Raw genomic sequence first — 5,271 nt, 5'->3', positions numbered from 1 at the left:
TAGAGCGAGAGCTGTATGCTGTTATCAAAAAGATTGATTGGCACTATAGCTATAGCGATGGACACTATGAGTGGGACAAGGAGATGAAGACTATAGAGAGTTTTAGTCTAAAATCCAATGAGAAGTTCTCTAAAACCATTGCAGAAAATGGTAACTATACTATAGAGATTTATGACCGTCTAGGTGGGCATAGTAGCTCTAGCTCTTTTGAGGTTTGGTGGGAGAGTTATAGCAATATCTCTCCAAGTGATGACCTGAAATCTATCGAGATTAATTTTGAAGATAGGCTTTACCAAAAAGGAGAGAAGATTAGTGCTATTATCAAATCTCCGATACTAACAGGAGAACTGTTTGTAACCTTAGAGAGTGACAATGTGAAATCTTATAAACGGATAACCATAGACAAAGGGGTAGCCAAGCTAGAGATGCCTATCAAGCATGATATGAAGAGAGGAGCCTATCTACACGCTACAGCTTACCGTCCTAGTGATAGCTCATCCAATCTGATTCCATTTAGAGCGATGGGATATAAGTTTGTCAAGGCAAATCGGAATGAGCATAAGATAGATATAAATCTCACCACACCCAAAGAGAGCAAATCAAAAACTACTCTCAAATTAGAAGTAAAAACTGATAAAAAAGCAAAACTCCTAATATCTGTCGTAGATAGTGCAATACTTCAACTAGCAAAACAGAATAAACCAAAAATATTTGACTATTTAAATGAACAACCAGATAGAGAACTCTCTTACTATGACCTCTATGACCAGCTCATGACCTATATTGCAGAGGGAAAACTTATCGACTTTGGTGCTGGAGATATTGCTGGGCTAACGGTATTTGATGATAAACACAAAGCACCAGATTTGGGCAAACGAATCAAACCATTTATGAAGTGGTCAGGAGTCATAGAGTCTCAAAATGGAGAGACTACAGCCAATATAAATATACCAGAGTTTAATGGCAGAGCGACTATTATCGTGATTGCTATCAATGAAGATAATATCGGTGTCGTCTCAAAAGAGCTTGTAATCAAAGATGATATTATGATAAAGCCATCATACCCTAAATATACTCTAGTAGGAGATGATATTGAAGTACCTATCCGACTTTTTAATACCACTAAAAAAGATACGAACATTACGCTAACAGCAAAAATATCGGACAACCTAAACTTCGATATAGAGAAAAAACCTATAACTATACCTGCTAACAGCTCAAAACTGATAAAAACTAAACTGAAAGCCAAAGAGATAGGCAGAGGGGAGATTAAAATCAGTGCAAGTTTTGGAAATGAGATAGTTACAAAAAGTGTTGAGCTACCTATTTATAGTCCATATGCTATCTCGACCAAAACATTTAAAGGCATCAGCAACAAATCCGAATCATTCAAAGTTCCAAAAGAGTATATGGGAGCAAAGGTCTATATAACCATATCAGACAATCTCATAGGCTCCATGAGAGATGACCTAAAAGAGCTAATTGGCTACCCATACGGTTGTGCCGAGCAGACCACCTCCAAAATCTCTGCCATGCACTATGCCAAACCGTTTATGAAAGATGACAAACTATTAGGAGAGAGCAAAAACTTCATCCGTCAGGGTATCAAAAAACTAAGAAATCTACAAAACTACTATGGAGAGTTTAGCTACTGGGAAGAGGATGGATATATCAGCCCTTACGCTTCACTATACTCTGCCCAAACTCTACTTGAGCTAAAGAGAGATGGAGTGGAGGTAGATAAAAGAGTGATAGAAAAATCTATCAAAATGTTAAAATCAGTCACCTCAGCCAACAGTGATTATCTTGGAAAATATAGTGAATTTCACCGTCTCTATGCAGGATATATTTTGGCAGAAAACAAGAGCTTAGATAGTAGTATAACCAATATGCTACTAGAGAAAAAGTTTTATACAAAACACTTCCTCTCAACTCTATATATGTCGGCTATACTGAAAATAGAAGGCAGAGAAGCAGAGGCGGAGAAGATATATAAGAGCATAAAAAATACCCTAAACTCATATCAACAAAAAAGTTACGGAAACCGTAGCGAAAACTTTGAATCAAACAACAGAGATATGTTCTTGCACTTCATAATCAAATCTCAATACTTCAAAAGAGATGCCAAAGACCTAGCCACCATCCAAAAATCTCTGGATAGCCTCTACTCCACCCAAGAGATAGCGATAGCCCTAAAAGCGATAAGCATCTATCTTGGTAAACCAAAAAATAGCAAAATTGATTTGGAGATGAAGATAAATTCAGAGAGCATAAAGTTCACAGAAGCAGAGAATATAGCCCTAGAGAGCATCACTAGTGACACCATCTCACTCATTCCAAACTCTGGAGCAATGAGCTACAATATAGAGCTAGTAAAACACCTACCAAAAGCTTTAAAAAATGAGCTTTCACCTACCAAAAAGTTGTCTATTATGCGTGAATTTATCAATGAGCAGAACCAAACTATCAATCTATCTTCCCTAAAACAGGGAGAGAAAATCTATAGCAGAGTCACTATTGCAAATATAGGAAAAGTCAACAGCGTAGTTGTAAACCAAAGAATCCCTGCATGTCTAACTATAGTAAACAACAATATCCAATCAACCATAGAGAGATTCCAAGATATAAATATCAACCAAGAGTACAGAGAGATAAGAGATGATAGAGTTCTGCACTTTATAAGTCTACCAAAAAAGACAAAGCTCGATAATGTCACCCAGTCTCACCATATCATACAAAACAGAGGAATAATCTTCACACCACTTATAGTAACAACAAAAGGAGAGTGTAAAATACCTGCCATCATCACCGAAGCGATGTACGACAGCCAAATCAATGACTACGCAAAAGAGACAAATCACATCACCGTAGGTTCGATACCATCGAACAAAACCATCGAATCAAAAGCAAAAAAAATAGTAAAAAGCCTATACTACAGAGAGATGCAACGAAACAATCCAGACGAGTTCATCGAGCTATTTCACTACCCAATAAGTACCTACTACCGTACCCAAAATGCTACTAAAGAAGATATAGTAAAAGATAAACAAGAGTACTTCAAAAAATGGACAAAACGGGTATATAGCAATATCAGACTTAGTATCGTAAGTGCTGACCATAGCAAAAAAGAGGTAAAGGTAAAAATTGTATTTGATTATCTGCTTAAAAATGGAGAAAAAGAGTTAGAGGGAGTTAGTAGACATCTGCTTACTCTAGGAGAAGTAGGAGGGAAACTTCTGATTACAAAAGTGGAGTTGCATTAAAATGCACCCTACAAATCATAAACATTTTTACCGTAGGGTGCAATTCATTGCACCGAATAATATAATATTTTGCGTATCCCCTCACATAGAGCTTTTTTCTCAATCTTCTTCACCTCATCCTCATACTCCTCAAACGATTTCCCAACCTTTGAGACCTCCCTTTGCAAAATCACCTCACCCCCATCAAGTTCACTAGTCACCCAATGAACAGAGATACCACCCATGTCAAACTTATCAGCATAACTTCGCTCTATCGCTTGGATTCCTTTATGTCTTGGCAACAGAGATGGATGAAGATTTATCGCTCTGATATTATCAGTAAAAACGGTTGTTAAAATTCTCATAAATCCTGCCAGTACTGTCAAATCTGGATTGTAACTTTTGAGAGTTTTTACTATCTGCTCATCAAAAATCTCACGACTCTCAAAACTCTTAGAGTCGATAATCTCCACAGGAATATTGTACTCTTTTGCAAAAGCTATTCCCCCTGCATTAGGTCGATTGGTTAGAGCCACCACCACCTCTAGCTCTTTTTTGTGTAGATGCTCTAAAATATAAGCAAGATTGCTTCCTATTCCACTAAACAGTACGGCTATTTTTTTCAAGTTTTCCTATCTCCTCAATTAAATCAGTTGGAAGCATACCATAAGAGCTACCCCTATACGCTTTTGCTCCTGCTGTCATTGCCAAAGAGCCATGAATAGCCGAATCAAGAGCCGATTTTCCTTGTGCAAGTAACCCACCTATCAACCCACTCAAAACATCACCACTTCCACCTTTACTAAGTTTTGAACTTCCATGAGGATTTACAAAAAATCTATTATCTTGGGCGATAATCATATTTGCCCCTTTCAAAAGTATAGTGACATTTGGAAAAAACTCACAAAACTCACGAACCTTATCAAATCTATTGGCTTGAAGTAGAGCAATATTGATGGGAGTCTCCACTGTCATATTCCACAGAGCCACAAACTCTTTTGGATGCGGTGTGAGTACTATCTCTCTATCATTTTGTTCCAAAAACTCCAAGATAGTCTCCGAATGAAAGATGTCAGCATCTAAAATAATGGGTACTTTACTATCTAAAATATCATCAACAATCTCATTTTCAAAATCTTTGCCAAAACCCATACCAAAAGCTATGGCTGCTGTGTTATATGGCAGATTTGTATCTTGCATAATAGCTAGTGGCAGAGGTGTATCAATCTCACCAACCATCGTCACCAAGCCCACACCAAAACGCAACGAGGCACTAGCTGTCAATATACCTGCACCCTCTTTCTCTCCTGCTATGACTGCTAGATGTCCAAAACTTCCTTTATGCGTACTCTTTGACCAATTGCGAGTTGGTAACTTCATATCACTCTCATCCAAAAGATAAGTATCTGTCTCAAACCCCTCTATATATTTAGCATGAGATAGACCCAAATCAACACAAATAATCTCACCCACAAAATCTTTTGCCATATCAGAATAGAGAGCCTCTTTCAACGCCCCCATAGTGATAGTCACATCTACAAATAGAGCCATAGGTAGAGGATTACCATCTATATCTATTCCTGTAGGAATATCACAAGCGATTTTAAATCCTTTCAAAGCTTCTAGTTCAACAATAAGTTTACGAGTCTTCTCATCCAACTCACGACTAAGACCTGCTCCAAAGATAGCATCTACAATTACATCTGCCTCTTCTACCTCATCAACAAACTTTATATCTAAAGTTTGAACCCTTTCAAGTTGTATCTTTGCCATAACAGAGCGAACACCAAAAGGGATATAGAGTTTTACATCGTAAAAACCTTGTAAAAGTCTAGCTAGGACAATACTATCAGCACCATTATTGCCTACACCACAGACTATTAGAACAGTGCTTTGCTCTTTGAAATTTTGTTTAATATAGTTTGCCATGCCCATTGAGGCGTGTTCCATTAGAATGTCTTCAGTTAGGGCGTACTCTTCGTAGCATCTAGTGTCTAGGGGGTAGCAGGATTTGTATAGGGGTTGCATT

General features: G+C 37.6%; 3 protein-coding genes. 1 reads left to right on the top strand and 2 read right to left on the bottom strand.

Annotated features, from left to right (window positions below; genetic code table 11):
- On the top strand, positions 1–3,263 hold a 3,263-nt coding region (locus GSY74_RS06860), incomplete at its 5' end, for an alpha-2-macroglobulin (RefSeq protein WP_164664363.1).
- A gap of 44 nt (positions 3,264–3,307) precedes the next feature.
- Here GSY74_RS06860 and purN read toward each other — a convergent pair.
- Together purN and GSY74_RS06850 are read right to left on the bottom strand one after the other, a co-directional pair.
- Entirely contained in the window at positions 3,308–3,868 is a 561-nt protein-coding gene (gene purN, locus GSY74_RS06855; RefSeq protein ID WP_164664362.1) for a phosphoribosylglycinamide formyltransferase, read from the bottom strand.
- The coding region (locus tag GSY74_RS06850) for an NAD(P)H-hydrate dehydratase (protein ID WP_164664361.1) at positions 3,843–5,271 on the bottom strand (1,429 nt) is incomplete at its 5' end. The genes purN and GSY74_RS06850, both read right to left, overlap by 26 nt.

Origin of the sequence: Sulfurovum sp. bin170, from assembly GCF_010892395.1 — a bacterium.
In the GTDB taxonomy this organism is placed as follows: domain Bacteria; phylum Campylobacterota; class Campylobacteria; order Campylobacterales; family Sulfurovaceae; genus UBA1140.
The sequence above is the reverse complement of the archived record's forward strand: the minus strand, read 5'-3'. Positions and strand labels throughout refer to the sequence as shown.